The sequence below is a fragment of the Streptomyces caniscabiei genome (genome assembly GCF_014930365.1).
In the GTDB taxonomy this organism is placed as follows: domain Bacteria; phylum Actinomycetota; class Actinomycetes; order Streptomycetales; family Streptomycetaceae; genus Streptomyces; species Streptomyces caniscabiei.
On sequence record NZ_JABXWI010000006.1, the window covers coordinates 469,743 to 483,971 of the forward strand.

Annotated in this window: 13 protein-coding genes, 1 pseudogene and 1 riboswitch; of the genes and pseudogenes, 6 read left to right on the forward strand and 8 right to left on the reverse strand. The window is 70.5% G+C overall.

The genetic code is table 11. The annotated features are described in order from the left end of the window. Positions 1–18 precede the first annotated feature (18 nt). From HW837_RS19590 to def, 4 genes and pseudogenes are all read left to right on the forward strand, one after another. The gene (locus tag HW837_RS19590; protein WP_045559037.1) at positions 19–408 is read left to right on the forward strand and encodes a roadblock/LC7 domain-containing protein; all 390 of its coding nucleotides are present in this window, start codon (positions 19–21) and stop codon (positions 406–408) included. A 625-nt stretch (positions 409–1,033) separates the two neighbouring features. After that, positions 1,034–1,762: pseudogene (locus HW837_RS19595) on the forward strand (HD domain-containing protein); the annotation flags it as partial. Between the two features lie 127 nt (positions 1,763–1,889). Then, positions 1,890–2,897: a tetratricopeptide repeat protein gene (locus tag HW837_RS19600; protein WP_045559036.1), complete on the forward strand. Its 1,008-nt coding sequence runs from the start codon at positions 1,890–1,892 to the stop codon at positions 2,895–2,897. Between the two features lie 137 nt (positions 2,898–3,034). Continuing rightward, complete coding sequence (gene def, locus HW837_RS19605) at positions 3,035–3,685, forward strand: peptide deformylase (RefSeq protein WP_045559035.1); 651 nt, start codon at positions 3,035–3,037, stop codon at positions 3,683–3,685. Positions 3,686–3,702: 17 nt separating this feature from the next. Here the strand turns inward: def and HW837_RS19610 are convergent, their stop codons facing one another. Beyond that, the gene (locus tag HW837_RS19610; protein WP_045559034.1) at positions 3,703–4,665 is read right to left on the reverse strand and encodes a GlxA family transcriptional regulator; all 963 of its coding nucleotides are present in this window, start codon (positions 4,663–4,665) and stop codon (positions 3,703–3,705) included. Between the two features lie 93 nt (positions 4,666–4,758). Between HW837_RS19610 and HW837_RS19615 the strand changes: the two genes are divergently transcribed. Together HW837_RS19615 and HW837_RS19620 are read left to right on the forward strand one after the other, a co-directional pair. After that, positions 4,759–4,935: a hypothetical protein gene (locus HW837_RS19615; protein ID WP_177262101.1), complete on the forward strand. Its 177-nt coding sequence runs from the start codon at positions 4,759–4,761 to the stop codon at positions 4,933–4,935. A 64-nt stretch (positions 4,936–4,999) separates the two neighbouring features. Beyond that, positions 5,000–5,797: a hypothetical protein gene (locus HW837_RS19620; RefSeq protein ID WP_196789887.1), complete on the forward strand. Its 798-nt coding sequence runs from the start codon at positions 5,000–5,002 to the stop codon at positions 5,795–5,797. A gap of 84 nt (positions 5,798–5,881) precedes the next feature. Here HW837_RS19620 and HW837_RS19625 read toward each other — a convergent pair whose 3' ends face one another. From HW837_RS19625 to HW837_RS19655, 7 genes are all read right to left on the reverse strand, one after another. Further along, complete coding sequence (locus HW837_RS19625; protein WP_078853594.1) at positions 5,882–6,892, reverse strand: ribonucleotide-diphosphate reductase subunit beta; 1,011 nt, start codon at positions 6,890–6,892, stop codon at positions 5,882–5,884. Next, positions 6,892–9,363, reverse strand: coding sequence for a ribonucleoside-diphosphate reductase subunit alpha (locus HW837_RS19630; protein WP_390623617.1), 2,472 nt, complete (start codon positions 9,361–9,363; stop codon positions 6,892–6,894). The genes HW837_RS19625 and HW837_RS19630 overlap by 1 nt, the downstream gene beginning before the upstream one ends. A gap of 124 nt (positions 9,364–9,487) precedes the next feature. After that, a riboswitch (cobalamin riboswitch) is annotated at positions 9,488–9,623 on the reverse strand. Between the two features lie 63 nt (positions 9,624–9,686). After that, positions 9,687–9,839 carry a hypothetical protein gene (locus HW837_RS19635; RefSeq protein ID WP_159040915.1) on the reverse strand — a complete coding sequence of 51 codons (153 nt, stop codon included), beginning with the start codon at positions 9,837–9,839 and terminating at the stop codon, positions 9,687–9,689. Positions 9,840–9,922: 83 nt separating this feature from the next. Further along, entirely contained in the window at positions 9,923–10,912 is a 990-nt protein-coding gene (locus HW837_RS19640) for a nucleoside hydrolase (protein ID WP_193381526.1), read from the reverse strand. A gap of 311 nt (positions 10,913–11,223) precedes the next feature. Next, a complete protein-coding gene (gene mctP / locus HW837_RS19645; RefSeq protein ID WP_193381525.1) occupies positions 11,224–12,852 on the reverse strand; it encodes a monocarboxylate uptake permease MctP in 1,629 nt (542 codons plus the stop codon). Then, positions 12,849–13,157, reverse strand: a complete 309-nt coding sequence (locus HW837_RS19650) for a DUF3311 domain-containing protein (protein WP_064744251.1) — start codon at positions 13,155–13,157, stop codon at positions 12,849–12,851. Before HW837_RS19650 ends, mctP begins: the two co-directional genes overlap by 4 nt. Before the next feature lie 147 nt (positions 13,158–13,304). Next, positions 13,305–14,069, reverse strand: coding sequence for a GntR family transcriptional regulator (locus HW837_RS19655; RefSeq protein ID WP_045559025.1), 765 nt, complete (start codon positions 14,067–14,069; stop codon positions 13,305–13,307). Between the last annotated feature and the right edge of the window lie 160 nt (positions 14,070–14,229).

Below are 14,229 nucleotides of genomic sequence, written 5' to 3' on the forward strand. Positions count from 1 at the left end.
ACCAAGGAGCACGTGCCCATGACCGCACACGCATCGACCGAATCGCTGACCGGCATCCTGGCCTCGTTGCGTGACCGGGTGATGGGCGTCGCCGAGAGCGTCCTGTCCACCGTGGACGGGCTCCTCGTCGTCGCCGACGTCGACAAGGTCCACCCCGAGTCCGTCGCCGCCCTCGCCGCCGCCACCCTCGGGGTCAGCCGCCGCATGGCCGACCAGTCCGGAGTCGGGGCGCTCCGTGAGGTCGTCGTCCGGTGCGGCGCGGGGCACGTCATCGTCGTCGCCGTGGGGGAGCGCACCCTGCTGACCGTCATGGGCGACGACGGCCTCGACCTCGCCGCCTTCCAGCGCGAGTCCCCGGCGACCGTGGAACAGCTCAACAGGGCGCTCGCCGCGGACGTGGCGCACTGAGCGGAAGCGGCTCGACGGGCGCGGCAGGCAAAGGCGCGAGACGCGAAGGCGTGAGGTCCGGCGGTGCGAGGCGCGGCGGTGCGAGGCGCGGCGGTGCGAGGCGCACGATGGTGTGAGGTCGGGCGGTGTGAGGCGCACGGCGGTGTGAGGCACGGTGGTGCGTCGGTCGGGCCGGTCCGCTCGGGAGCGGCGCTTCACTCGAAGGAGCTAATCCGGCCGTCGTGGCGTGATGGATTCACCCGTAGCCGTGCCCTCCCGTTCCGGCCCGTCCCAGGCTCCGGAGCCTGCACTCGGGAGGGTGCCGCGGGCTCGGTGCCGGCATGGGCACGTGCTGTACGTCGCCTGTGTCGTCCTCGGAGCCCTGGCCTGCCCCTTCATGGGCCACCGCGCGCCCCAGGGCATGGGCACCTTCTTCCCCGTCCTCCTCGCCGGGGCGCTTTCTGCTGCCGGTGTCCGCCGCCGCGCTCGTCGCCGTGCCGGGGGGCGCTGGTCTCCCGGGTCGAGGGCCCCGACTTCCCTTACGTGCTGCTGCCCGCCGGGGCCGCGGCGGTGGTGTTCTGCGGGGTGCTCGCGCTGCTCGACGGCGGGATCCTGGTGTTCGCCGAGCGGGTGCCCGCTCGGGGCGGCCGGGACGCGGTCGCCGGCGTACGCGCTGCTGAGGGAGAACGCCGGGCAGCCGACGGGGCACGGCGTGCTCCAGGTCGTCGCCGTCGTCGTCGCGGCCGTCATGGCCCTCGCGATCGGTGTCGCCGGGCTGTGCGCGCTGCCGGTCTTCTCGCTGCCGCTGCTGCTCACCCAGCTGTCGCTGCGGCGCTACGCCCACGTCCGTGCCACCTACCGGCAGACCATCGCCTCCCTCGCCCGCGCCACCGAGATCGCCGGGTACACACCCGCCGGGCACGCCCGGCGGAGGCCCTGCTGAGCCGCGAAGTGGGCCGTGAGCTGGGGCTCGGCGAGTCCCAGCTGACCGTCGTCGAGTACGCGGCCCTGATGCACGACATCGGCCGGCTGAGCCTCGTCGGCCCCGTCCCCGCCGGGGCCACCGCCGGCGGCCGAGCAGCGCCGGATCGCGCTGCTGGGCGGCGCCGTCGTACGGCAGACCGGGGTGGACGCCGAGGTCGCCGTGGTGGTGGAACGGCAGGCGGATCCGTACCGTGAGCAGCCGGTCGGCGCGCGAATCGTGCGTGCCGTGAACGCATACGAGGAGAAGGTCCGGGAAGCAGGGCTCGAAGGACCGCTCAGGGTGCTGGAGGAACTGCGCCCGGGCACGGCTCGGGACTATCACCCGGAGGTGGTGGAGTCGCTCGCGCGGGTACTGTCGAGAGACTGTCTGACCTTGCCCGCGGTGGGGTAACCCATGGGTAATGAGCGGCCCTCCATCCGGTCGTGGTTGGATGCGAGGGAGAGGGTGTACCGGGGGCGACGGCCAGCCCACTCCGACGGAACTGGCAGGCGGGAACCGTAACTGGCAGGCGGGAATCGTGAGGATCTTCGGCAAGGGACGGCATCGGCCCTCCGCCTCCTGGCGGCAGGCCACCGATCGTGCGTTCACGCTGATCGGCGACGGTCGGTACGAGGACGCGGGGGCGCTGCTGACACGTGCCGCGGACCTGGAGCCGTGGCTGTCCGAGTCCTGGTTCAACCTGGCGCTGCTGCACAAGTTCCGGCACGACTGGGAGCAGGCGAGAGCGGCCGGCCTCAGGGCCGTCGCGCTGCTCGACCGGGAGACCGGCGCACCGGACTGGTGGAACGTCGGCATCGCCGCGACCGCCCTCCAGGACTGGCCGCTGGCCCGTCGGGCCTGGCAGGCGTACGGGCTGCGGGTGCCCGGGGGCGCGTCCCGGCCGAAACCCGGAAGCGGACCCGGTGACTCCGGTGAGCCGGTGGGCATGGACCTCGGCAGCGCGGCCGTACGGCTCTCGCCCGAGGGCGAGGCCGAGGTGGTCTGGGGGCGGCGGCTCGACCCCGCCCGGATCGAGGTGCTCTCCATCCCGTTGCCGTCCTCCGGGCGGCGCTGGGGCGAGGTCGTCCTGCACGACGGGGTGCCGCACGGCGAGCGGACCACGGCCGCGGGGCACGCGTATCCGGTGTTCGACGAGATCGAGTTGTGGGCGCCGTCCCCCGTGCCGACCTGGGTGGTGCTGCTGGAGGCCGCGACCGAGGCGGACCGGGACGCGCTGGAGCGGCTCGCGGCGGACGCGGGGTTCGCGGCGGAGGACTGGTCGTCGTCGGTGCGGTTGCTGTGCCGGCTGTGCTCGGAGTCGCGGATGCCGTCCGACGAGGGCGACGGCGAGCATCTCGATCCGCACGATCACAGTGAGCCGGGGCATCCCGGGCCGCTGGGACACGTCACGGACGGGCAGCTGTGGGCGCCGGAGCGGGAGTGCGGGGTGGCCGCGCCGGCCTCGCTGGTCCGGGGGTTGCTGGACGGGTGGGTGGCCGACAGTCCGGATTCCCGTGATTGGCGGGATCTGGAAGAGGTTTGTTAGGGGGCTCGCGGTTCCCTTTCGGCCACGGTTCGTCGTGGTTGCTCGCGCAGTTCCCCGCGCCCCTTACGGGGCTCGGTCCCCGTACCCTGTATCAGCAACTTCATCGCTTGTTGTTTTGAGGAAGGCGTACGTCTGTCATGGCCCAGCAGGACACCGATCAGCAGCACGTGGGCGTGCTCCCCGTCGATGACGAGGGGTTCGTCGTCGACACGGAGGACTGCGAGGAGCGCGAGCAGGCCTACCGCGAGCGTGGCACGTCGTTGCCGATCACCGTGGTCGGGAACCCGGTGCTGCACAAGGAGTGCAAGGACGTCACGGAATTCGGCGACGAGCTGGCCAAGCTGGTGGACGACATGTTCGCCAGCCAGCACACCGCCGAGGGCGTGGGCCTGGCCGCGAACCAGGTCGGCGTCGACCTGAAGGTGTTCGTGTACGACTGCCCGGACGACGAGGGCAAGCGCCACACCGGTGTCGTCTGCAACCCGAAGCTGGTCGAACTGCCCGCCGAGAAGCGCCGGTTGGACGACAGCAACGAGGGCTGCCTGTCCGTGCCGACGGCGTACATGCCGCTCGCCCGCCCCGACTACGCCGAGGTCACCGGGCAGGACGAGAAGGGCAACCCGATCAAGGTCCGCGGCACCGGCTACTTCGCGCGCTGCCTCCAGCACGAGACCGACCACCTCTACGGCTACCTCTACATCGACCGGCTCTCCAAGCGCGACCGCAAGGACGCCCTGCGGCAGATGGCCGAGAACGAGCCCCGCTACCCCGTGGTCGCCAACGACTGAGCGGGTCCGCAGCCGCCTCAGGCGGCCTCCGGGCCCCGGAACGTCCGGCGGTAGGCCTGCGGGGTCGTGCCCAGCGACCGGACGAACTGATGACGCAGGGCGGCGGCGGTGCCGAAGCCGGTGCGCCAGGCGATGGCGTCCACCGTCTCGTCCGTCGCCTCCAGCAACCGCTGGGCCAGCAGCACCCGTTGGCGCAGGATCCAGCGGTACGGCGTGGTCCCGGTCTCCTGCTGGAAGCGGCGCGCGAAGGTGCGCGGGGACATGTGCGCGCGGGCGGCGAGCTGCTCGACGGTGACCTCCTCGTCGAGATGCCGCTCCATCCACACGAGCACCTCGCCGACTGTGTCGCACTGCGAGCGCGGCAGCGGCCGCTCGATGAACTGGGCCTGGCCGCCGTCGCGGTGCGGCGGCACCACCATCCGCCGGGCGATCCTGTTCGCCACCTCCGGCCCCTGCTCCTTGCGGACGATGTGCAGACAGGCGTCGATACCGGCCGCCGTGCCCGCCGAGGTGATCACCGGGTCCGCGTCCACGTACAGCACGTCCGGCTCGACCATCGCGCGCGGATACTGCCGGGCCAGTTCCTCGGCGTGCCGCCAGTGGACCGTGCACGGCCGGCCGTCCAGCAGCCCGGCGGCGCCGAGCACGAAGACGCCCGAGCACACGCTCAGCACCCGGGCGCCCCGGTCCGCGGCCCGGCGCAGCGCGTCGAGCAGCTCGGCCGGGTAGGTCCGGTGCACATAGCTGTCGCCCGCCGGTACGACGACCAGGTCGGCCTCTTCGAGCCGGTCCAGGCCGTACGGCGTGGAGACGGTGAACCCCGCGTGCGTCCCCAGGGTCGGGCCCTCCGCCGAGGCGACCGCGAAGTCGTACACCGGCAGGCCCTCGTCGCTGCGGTCGAGGCCGAAGACCTCGCAGACGACGCCCAGTTCGAAGGGATGTATCCCGTCCATGAGGATGGCGGCCACGTTCTTCAGCATGCTGCCAGTGTGCCTCCTCCGTGGCAGGAATTCGAGGGGGTGCGGCAGTCCTGCCACTGTTTGTCAGGAGCGTTCGGCGCGACAGTGGTGTCCATGGATACGACACAGCTGCAAGGACTCATCGGAACACTGGCCGTCCTCGGACTCCTCGCCCTGGTGGTGCTGCCCGCGGTCGTCGGCGTCGTGCACGACCGACGCGTCGACCGGCAGCTCGCGCGGGCGGCGGAGGAACGGCGGGCGTCGTCCCACCACGTCGCCCGCCCCGCCTGATCGCCTACCTGTACGACAGTGATCAGCCCTCTGTGTAGCCTCTCCTCGACCCAAGGGGAGGATCATGAGACACAGAACGCGCCCCGCACACGGCCGGACCCTGGCCGTGGCGGGCGGGGCGGCGGCCCTGGTGCTGCTGGCGGCGACCGGCGCCCATGCCGAGGGCAAGGGGGACGTCCGCGTCACCAGGACGGTCGTCAACGGGGGCAAGAACGTCATCATCGGAACGGCGAAGACCATCCGGTACCCGGTCGCCGTCACCGTCAAGGACAACTCGGGTGCCAAGAAGATCACCGATCTCAGCACCTTCAACCGGACCAACGGCTACGGCTTCACGACCTGGGACGGTGACTCGTCCTGCAAGAAGAAGAGTTCGACGACATCGGTGTGCACGGGAACGATGACGGTCGACCCCGGCTGGATCGCCGACAGCGACGACATCGACTCCAACCGCGTCGCCGGAGTCTGGCAGGTCAACGCCACCGTCAAGGCGAACGACGGTGATTACTGGATCTCCGACGACATCGCCCGGTACAAGGTCAAGCGCGCCTCGGTCCTGACCTCCGTGATCAAGCCCGAGAAGGTCACCAAGGGCACGGCGATCACCGTCGGCGGCAAGCTGACCCGGGCCGACTGGGAGACGCTGACGTACCGCGGCTTCACCGGGCAGTCGGTACAGCTCCAGTTCAGGAAGAAGGGCGCCGCCCGCTACACCACCGTGAAGACGGTGAAGACGGGCAGCGCCGGCAAGGTCGCCGCCAAGGTGACCGTCACGGCGGCGGGCAGCTGGCGCTGGTACTTCCCCGGCACGACGACGACCGCGAGGGTCACCTCGGCCGGGGACGCGGTCACCCTCAAGTGACCCCGGCGGACCGGGAGTTCCTCGGAACCCCCGGCGGACCGGGAGTTTCCCGGAGCACCCGGCCGGGGGCTCCGAGAGGAACCCCTAGAAGTCCTCGTCCAGGTCGACGGTGCCCTCCACCGCGACCTGGTACGCGGACGGACGCCGCTCGAAGAAGTTGGTCAGCTCCTGGACGCCCTGCAACTCCATGAAGGAGAAGGGGTTCTCCGAGCCGTAGACCGGGGCGAAACCGAGGCGGGTCAGGCGCTGGTCGGCCACGCACTCCAGGTACTGCCGCATCGACTCGGTGTTCATGCCCGGGAGGCCGTCACCGCACAGGTCGCGCCCGAACTGCAGCTCGGCCTCGACGGCCTCCCTCAGCATGTCCGTGACCTGCTGCTGGAGCTGGTCGTCGAAGAGCTCCGGCTCCTCCTTGCGGACGGTGTCCACCACCTCGAAGGCGAAGGACATGTGCATCGTCTCGTCGCGGAACACCCAGTTGGTGCCGGTGGCCAGACCGTGCAGCAGACCCCGGCTGCGGAACCAGTAGACGTACGCGAAGGCGCCGTAGAAGAACAGGCCCTCGATGCACGCCGCGAAGCAGATCAGGTTGAGCAGGAAGCGGCGGCGGTCCGCCTGGGACTCCAGCCGGTCCAGCTTCTCGACTGAGTCCATCCACCGGAAGCAGAACTCCGCCTTCTCCCGGATGGAGGGGATGTTCTCCACCGCCGCGAAGGCCGCCGTCCGGTCCTCCGGGTCGGGGAGGTAGGTGTCCAGCAGCGTCAGATAGAACTGGACGTGCACGGCCTCCTCGAAGAGCTGGCGGCTCAGATAGAGCCGCGCCTCGGGGGAGTTGATGTGCTTGTAGAGAGTCAGCACGAGGTTGTTCGCCACGATCGAGTCGCCCGTCGCGAAGAACGCGACCAGACGGCCGATCAGGTGCTGCTCCGCGGGGGAGAGCTTCGCGAGGTCGGCGACGTCCGAGTGGAGGTCGACCTCCTCCACGGTCCAGGTGTTCTTGATCGCGTCCCGGTAGCGCTCGTAGAAGTCCGGGTAACGCATCGGGCGGAGCGTCAGCTCGAAGCCGGGGTCGAGGAGATTCTGGTTGCTGGACATCACTGACAGGCCTCGCAGGACTCGGGGTTCTCAAGGGAGCAGGCGACGGCGTCCGGGTCGGCCGCCTGCTGTGCCGGGATGGTGTTCTCGGGCAGGGCCGGGGTCTGCGCCGCGCCCCTGCCCTGCGCCGCGCGGGCGATGCGGGTCGCCGGGCGGGAGCGCAGGTAGTACGTGGTCTTCAGGCCCGACTTCCAGGCGTACGCGTACATCGAGGAGAGCTTGCCGATGGTCGGCGTCTCCAGGAACAGGTTGAGCGACTGCGCCTGGTCCAGATACGGCGTGCGGGCGGCGGCCATGTCGATCAGGCCGCGCTGCGGGATCTCCCAGGCCGTGCGGTACAGCGCCCGGACCTCGGCCGGGATCCACGCGAAGTCCTGCACCGAGCCATTGGACTCGCGCAGCGCCTCACGGGTGCGGGCGTCCCAGACGCCCAGCTCCTTCAGGTCCTTCACCAGATACGAGTTGACCTGGAGGAACTCGCCGGACAGCGTCTCGCGCTTGAACAGGTTGGACACCTGCGGCTCGATGCACTCGTACACACCGGCGATCGAGGCGATGGTGGCCGTCGGCGCGATGGCGAGGAGCAGGGAGTTGCGCAGGCCGGTCCTCGCGACGCGCTCACGCAGGGCCGCCCAGCGCTCCGACCAGGTGAACTCGACACCGTAGTGGTCGGGGTGCAGCACACCGCGCGCCGTGCGCGTCTTCTCCCAGGCCGGCAGCGGGCCCGTGCGCTCGGCGAGGTCGGCGGAGGCCTCGTACGCGGCGAGCATGATCCGCTCGGCGATCCGGGTGGAGAGCGCCTTCGCCTCGGGGGAGTCGAAGGGCAGCCGCAGTTGGAAGAAGACGTCCTGGAGACCCATGGCGCCGAGCCCGACCGGACGCCACTTGGCGTTGGAGCGGCCCGCCTGCTCGGTCGGGTAGAAGTTGATGTCGACCACGCGGTCGAGGAAGGTGACGGCGGTGCGGACGGTCGCGTCCAGCCGCGCCCAGTCCATGTCGCCCGTAGCCCGGTCGACGAACGCGCCGAGGTTCACCGAGCCCAGGTTGCAGACCGCGGTCTCCTCGTCGTTGGTGACCTCCAGGATCTCCGTGCAGAGGTTGGAGGAGTGGATGACATGGCCCGGCTCGGCCGTCTGGTTCGCCGTGCGGTTGGCCGCGTCCTTGAAGGTCATCCAGCCGTTGCCGGTCTGCGCGAGGGTGCGCATCATCCGGCCGTACAGGTCACGGGCGGCGATGGTCTTCTTCGCGAGGCCCTCCGCCTCCGCCCTGCGGTACGCGGCCTCGAACTCCTCGCCCCACAGGTCGACCAGCTCGGGCACGTCGGACGGGGAGAACAGCGACCACTGCTCGTCGGCCTCGACCCGGCGCATGAACTCGTCCGGGATCCAGTGCGCCAGGTTCAGGTTGTGCGTACGCCGGGCGTCCTCGCCGGTGTTGTCGCGCAGCTCCAGGAACTCCTCGATGTCGGAGTGCCAGGTCTCCAGGTAGACCGCGGCCGCGCCCTTGCGCCGGCCGCCCTGGTTCACGGCGGCGACCGAGGCGTCCAGCGTCTTCAGGAACGGCACGATGCCGTTGGAGTGCCCGTTGGTGCCCCGGATCAGCGAACCGCGCGAGCGGATGCGGGAGTACGACAGGCCGATGCCGCCGGCGTGCTTCGAGAGGCGGGCCACCTGGTGGTAGCGGTCGTAGAGGGAGTCCAGCTCGTCCAGCGGGGAGTCGAGGAGGTAGCAGGACGACATCTGGGGGTGTCGCGTACCGGAGTTGAAGAGCGTGGGGGAGGAGGGGAGGTAGTCGAGGCGGCTCATGAGCCCGTAGAGCGCGGCGACTTCGTCGAGGGCGCGGACGCCCGCCTGCTCGTCGGCCCCCGTCTCCTCGGCCAGGCCCGCGGCGACTCGCAGCATGAAGTGCTGGGGCGTCTCGACGACCTTGCGGGTGAGGGGGTGACGGAGCAGATAGCGGCTGTACAGGGTGCGCAGGCCGAAGTAGCCGAAGCGGTCGTCGCCCGCCGGGTCGATCAGGGCGTCGAGGCGCTCGGCGTGGGTGCGGGTGAACTCGGCCGTGCGGTCGGCGACGAGGCCCTCGCGGTGCCCGACGGCGATGGAGTCGGTGAACGTCGTGACGCCCTGCGAGGCGGCCTCGGCACGGATGCCGATGGCCAGCAGCCGGGCGGCCAGTCGCGAGTAGGCGGGGTCCTCGGAGATGAGGCCCGCGGCCGCCTCCGTGGCCAGCTCGCGCAGTTCCGCGACCATCTCGGCGGAGGACGCGCGCACCGACCGGCCGCGCAGCGCGGCGGCGGCGACCCGGCCGGGGTCGGCGTCGGGGAGGTCGGCGGTCAGCTCGGTCAGGGTCCGCAGCAACGCGGTACCGGGAGCGTCGGTCTCCGTCGCCGGGTCGGCTGGAACCGGCTCGGCTGCGGCCAGGTCGGCTGCGGCCAGGTCGGCTGACACCGGATCGGCTGGCGCGATGGTCACGTGGGGCTCTCCCTCGCTCGGCTGGAGGCCCTGCGGAGGGCAGGCGGCAGCACACGAGCGCACGGGGGCGTCGCGTCCACCGGCCCATTCCACGAGGCCCGGACGTCAGGGCACCCGGACCGGACGGCCGGGCGCACTGTCGGCAGGTGTTCGGACTGAACAGGCGTGCGCACATGGTGATGTGTACACGCAAGTACACCGTTGCGGGACAGCTCCGGATTCACACCGGATTCCCCTGCGGCGACAGCGAGCATGAGCATACATCTAGTGCCGGGGCGCGGTGTCACCCCCACATGTTGTGTCGCATTCGGCTTCGCAGGGTGTCAGAGCGTCAACTCAGAGGTGATCGGCGTGACGTCGGGGACGAAGCTCACTCCGCCCAGCACCTGTCTGTCGGCGGCTGGGTCGGCCTGGGCGGCGATCTCACCCGGCGCGGCGTACTCCTCGGGAGCCGCTCTCCTGATCGTGATGTCCATGCGTCGCAGTCTGCACGAGAGGCGGCTCGGCGCGGCGGCGGTTGTCCACAGGGGAGTGCCGCCGGTCGGACAATCGGATTTCGTCAGGCCGTCGCCGGCCACTTGGGCAGCGTCGTCACGAAGTCCTGGGTGAAGTCGCGGGTGCCCGGGCCCAGCGCGACGCGGCCGGTGGCGCGCAGTCGGGCGGTCAGGCCGGGGGACTCGGAGTAGTAGACGCGCCGGGCGGAGGTCGGCACGAACACGGTCTGGCCGCGGGTGAGTTCGCTCGCGCACTCCACGACGACCGCCCCGTCGGCGGCCTCGACGAACGCCTCGTCGCCGCAGACGCCCACCGCCAGCGGATCGTGCAGCGGGCAGGTGCCGTCGCCGCCGTGGCGGGCGTAGGCGTCCATGTAGGTGCGCATCAGCCGGGCGGCGAGGGCCGTGCCGGGGCCCGCGGCCTCCAGCGCGGCGAGGTCCTCCGGGCGGAACAGCCAGCGGTGCGAGGCGTCCAGGTCGACCATGGTGAACGGGATGCCGGAGGACAGCACGATCTCGGCGGCGTCCGGGTCGGCCCAGATGTTGAACTCGGCGACCGGGGTGAAGTTGCCCGGGACCTGGGCCGCACCGCCCATGAACACGAACTTGCGGACGCGGTGGGCGAAGTGCGGGTCCTCCAGGAGGGCGATGGCCACGTTGGTGAGGGGGCCGGTGGCGCACACCGTCAGCTCGCCCTCGTACTGCTTCGACAGGCGGAGCAGGGCCTGGGCGGACGACTCCGTCGGGTGGGCGGCCGTCGAGTCGGGCAGGGTCTCGTCGCCGAGGCCCGCGGGGCCGTGGAAGGCGGATGCCTCGCGGTAGGGGAGGCGGGAGAGGGGCCGGCCGGCGCCTCTGTGGACCGGGATGTGGGTGTCGATGCGGAGGGCTCTCGCCAGGGCGCGGGCGTTGGCGTACGTCGCCTCGGCGGGGAGGTTGCCGCCGGCGGAGGTGTAGGCCTTGAGGTCCCACAGGCCGGTTCCCAGCAGGTACTGGAGGGCTACGGCGTCGTCGATGCCGGGGTCGCTGTCCAGGACGATCGGGGGGCGAACGGTCACCGTTTCAGAGTAGCCGTGCGTTGTGCGCCCCCGCCGCCCCTACCCGTCCCTCCCCCACTCTCGGCTTCGCTCGAGCGGGAGGTGCCCCCACCCAGGGGCTGCGCCCCTTCGACCCCCAGGCGTCCGTCCGGTGGGGCTTCTCGCGCAGTTCCCCGTGCCCCTGAAGGAGCCTTCGGCCCTTCGGGGAAAAGCGTGGGGCGCAGCCCCTGCTTTTCAGGGGCGCGGGGAACTGCGCGACCAGCCCCCACCGGACCCGCACCCGCCAACGCACCGGACAACGCACCGGACGCGGGGTCGGCCCGAGGCCACGGCTAGTGGCTGGTCCCCGCCGTCGCCGGAGGCAGTTCCACCTGGACGCCCGGGTCGCCGGCGTCCGCCGTGTAGTCCTGGGGCCTGGTCTCGTCGATGCCGTCGGGTGCCTTGGCGGCCCGCAGGACGAAGGTGAGGATCACCGTGACCAGGAGGTTCAGGACGAAGGCCGTGAGACCGATGTAGCCGATCTCGCCGATGCCGGGGATCTCGGCGGACGAGCCGCCGAAGTGCTTCTGGGTCGGCGAGGCCACGCCGTACGCGGCGATCGTCCCGTACAGCATGCCGACCGCCCAGCCGGCGATGAGGGCCCAGCGGTGGAACCAGCGGGTGAAGAGGCCGCCCACGAGGGCCGGGAAGGTCTGGAGGATCCAGATGCCGCCCAGGAGCTGGAAGTTGATGGCGACCGTCTTGTCCATGGTGAGGACGAAGGCCAGCGCGCCCACCTTCACCAGCAGGGACACCAGCTTGGAGACCTTGGTCTCCTGCGCGGGCGTGGCGTCCGGCTTGATGAAGTCCTTGTAGATGTTGCGGGTGAAGAGGTTCGCCGCCGCGATGGACATGATCGCCGCGGGCACCAGGGCGCCGATGCCGATGGCGGCGAAGGCCACGCCCGCGAACCAGTCGGGGAACATCGTCTCGAACAGCTGCGGGATCGCCAGCTGCCCGTTCTGCACCTGGATGCCGGCCGCGATCGCCATGAAGCCCAGCAGGGCCAGCAGGCCCAGCATCAGGGAGTACAGCGGCAGGATCGTGGTGTTGCGGCGGATGACCTCACGGCTCCTGGACGACAGCGTCGCCGTGATCGAGTGCGGGTACATGAAGAGCGCCAGTGCCGAGCCGAGGGCCAGCGTCGCGTACGTCCACTGGTTGGCGTCGCCCGGGACGAGCGCGCCGCGCGGCTTGTCCGTCGCCGGGTTGGTCTGGCTGTAGGCCTCGCCCGCCTTGGCGAAGATGTCGTCGAAGCCGCCGAGCTTGATCGGGATGTAGATGATCGCCACCGCGATGACGACGTAGATCAGGGTGTCCTTCACGAACGCGATCAGCGCCGGGGCCCGCAGGCCGGAGGAGTAGGTGTAGGCCGCCAGGACACCGAACGCGATCAGCAGCGGCAGGTCCTTGATGAACCAGTTGGTGTCCTCACCGCCGCCGACGCCCATCACGTCCAGGACGGCCTGGATGCCGACGAGTTGCAGGGCGATGTACGGCATCGTGGCGAGGATGCCGGTCAGCGCGACCGCCAGCGACAGGCCCTTCGAGCCGAAGCGCCCGCGGACGAAGTCCGAGGTCGTCACATAGCCGTGCTTGTGCGACACCGACCACAGCCGGGGCAGGAACGTGAAGATCAGCGGGTACACGAGGATCGTGTACGGCACCGCGAAGAAGCCCGCCGCGCCCGCCGCGTAGATCGCCGCCGGCACGGCGACGAAGGTGTACGCCGTGTACAGGTCGCCGCCGAGCAGGAACCAGGTCACCCAGGTGCCGAACGACCGGCCGCCCAGGCCCCATTCGTCGAGGCTGTGCTCGTTCTCGGCCTTGCGCCAGCGCGCGGCCAGAAAGCCCATGACCGTGACGGCCAGGAAGAAGAAGATGAAGACGGCGAGTGCCACGCCGTTCACGCCGTCCTTCACTTCGCGACACCCCCGTCCTGGGACTGCTGGGACTGCTCGGGCCGCTGGGACGCGGTGGACCTCCGGGCGCGCTGGTCGCGCTGCCACAGCACGTACGCGGTGGCGGTCAGCGCCGTGGAGATGAGCACCCAGGCCATCTGGTACCAGTAGAAGAAGGGGATGCCGATGAACGCCGGCTCCGTCTTGGCGTACGAGCCGACCCAGAGCATCGCCACGAACGGGGCGATCAGACACACGGCGATGACCACTCTGACAGGTGTCACCACCGGTGCTCCCGGTGGTCTCACTTCAGGCGCTTCTGACATGTCCGACTCCGTCCCCTTGCTGGTCACCTGCTGAGCGCGCAGGAAATCTAAGGGACGCGTTCCGTCGTACGGAACCCCCAGTCCGGATATCGGATGCGGAGGTTGTGTGGAGTGGCGGGTGTTCGACGCAGGAGGGCTCCGGGTGGCTCAGTCCTGAGGCCGCTTGAGGCGGGCCACGAACTTGTACCGGTCGCCCCGGTACACGGACCGCACCCACTCCACCGGCTGACCGTCCTTGTCCAGCGAATGCCGGGAGAGCATCAGCATCGGCAGACCCACGTCCGTGCCCAGCAGGCCCGCCTCGCGGGGGGTGGCCAGCGAGGTCTCGATGGTCTCCTCGGCCTCGGCGAGCCGGACGTCGTACACCTCGGCGAGCGCGGTGTAGAGGGACGTGTACTTCACCAGCGACCTGCGCAGCGCCGGGAAGCGCTTGGCGCTCAGATGGGTCGTCTCGATCGCCATCGGCTCGCCGTTCGCCATGCGGAGGCGCTCGATGCGCAGCACCCGGCCGCCGGCGGTGATGTCGAGCTGTCCCGCGAGCGTGTCGTCGGCCGTGATGTAACCGATGTCCAGCAGCTGGGACGTGGGTTCCAGTCCCTGGGCGCGCATGTCCTCGGTGTACGAAGTGAGTTGCAGCGCCTGGGAGACCTTCGGCTTGGCCACGAACGTGCCCTTGCCCTGGATGCGCTCCAGCCGCCCCTCGACCACCAGCTCCTGCAGCGCCTGGCGCACGGTCGTGCGCGAGGTGTCGAACTCGGCGGCCAGGGTGCGCTCGGGCGGTACCGGCGTGCCGGGCGGAAGCGTCTCGGTCATGTCGAGCAGGTGCTTCTTCAGGCGGTAGTACTTGGGCACGCGTGCGGTACGGACGGTCGCCCCGTTCTCGTGCTCCGCACTGCTGACGTCGGTGCTCATGCTCCGCCTTCCCGGCTCCTCGTGGCGTGATCCCTCTGTATACCTCTGCGCGCCCCGCTGGTCTAGTCCACGGAAGGGTCTCCGCCGGTCCGCCTCGGGAGGGCGCAGTGGTCTACCCGAAGAGTGTGGCTCAACCGCGCGGTTTTCGCTGGCTTATTAC

Bases quoted from the DNA above. Each gene is read 5' to 3' on its own strand.
- HW837_RS19590 (WP_045559037.1), top strand. From the start codon at position 19: ATGACCGCACACGCATCGACCGAATCGCTGACCGGCATCCTGGCCTCG.
- HW837_RS19655 (WP_045559025.1), bottom strand. From the start codon at position 14,069: ATGAGCACCGACGTCAGCAGTGCGGAGCACGAGAACGGGGCGACCGTC.
- HW837_RS19615 (WP_177262101.1), top strand. From the start codon at position 4,759: ATGGATACGACACAGCTGCAAGGACTCATCGGAACACTGGCCGTCCTC.
- HW837_RS19635 (WP_159040915.1), bottom strand. From the start codon at position 9,839: ATGGACATCACGATCAGGAGAGCGGCTCCCGAGGAGTACGCCGCGCCG.
- HW837_RS19650 (WP_064744251.1), bottom strand. From the start codon at position 13,157: ATGTCAGAAGCGCCTGAAGTGAGACCACCGGGAGCACCGGTGGTGACA.
- HW837_RS19610 (WP_045559034.1), bottom strand. From the start codon at position 4,665: ATGCTGAAGAACGTGGCCGCCATCCTCATGGACGGGATACATCCCTTC.
- def (WP_045559035.1), top strand. From the start codon at position 3,035: ATGGCCCAGCAGGACACCGATCAGCAGCACGTGGGCGTGCTCCCCGTC.
- HW837_RS19620 (WP_196789887.1), top strand. From the start codon at position 5,000: ATGAGACACAGAACGCGCCCCGCACACGGCCGGACCCTGGCCGTGGCG.
- HW837_RS19625 (WP_078853594.1), bottom strand. From the start codon at position 6,892: ATGTCCAGCAACCAGAATCTCCTCGACCCCGGCTTCGAGCTGACGCTC.